This is a genomic window from Geodermatophilus amargosae (genome assembly GCF_041028265.1).
Taxonomy (GTDB): domain Bacteria; phylum Actinomycetota; class Actinomycetes; order Mycobacteriales; family Geodermatophilaceae; genus Geodermatophilus; species Geodermatophilus amargosae_A.
In genome coordinates this window covers 1-268 of sequence record NZ_JABGCW010000046.1, presented here as the reverse complement: position 1 = coordinate 268, position 268 = coordinate 1, and the positions used below count along the sequence as shown (strand labels likewise).

At 46.6% G+C, this 268-nt stretch carries 1 protein-coding gene; it reads left to right on the top strand.

Annotated elements, in window-relative coordinates:
• Window positions 1–268: hypothetical protein (locus tag HLV61_RS23120; RefSeq protein WP_369259757.1), on the top strand; the 268-nt coding region annotated here is incomplete at both ends.

The window sequence follows — 268 nt, the reverse complement described above, 5'->3', positions numbered from 1 at the left end:
AAGATGGCAAAGGAGACAACGCACATTTCACTTTCTATGTACACACAAAGGAGGAGGAGAAGCGCAAGAAAGCACAGAAGAACGCTCCAGCTTGGGACGATATGTTCAAGCAGAAACGTGGCATCATCACCATACTACGTGCCGTAATCAAGAATGACAAGAAGTTCATCGAGAGGGTAGATAAGCAGCTTGACCTGCAGACGGAGGACATAACCCCCATTTACAACAAACTGCTATCCCTTACTACAGACTTCAAGGGTGCGGACTT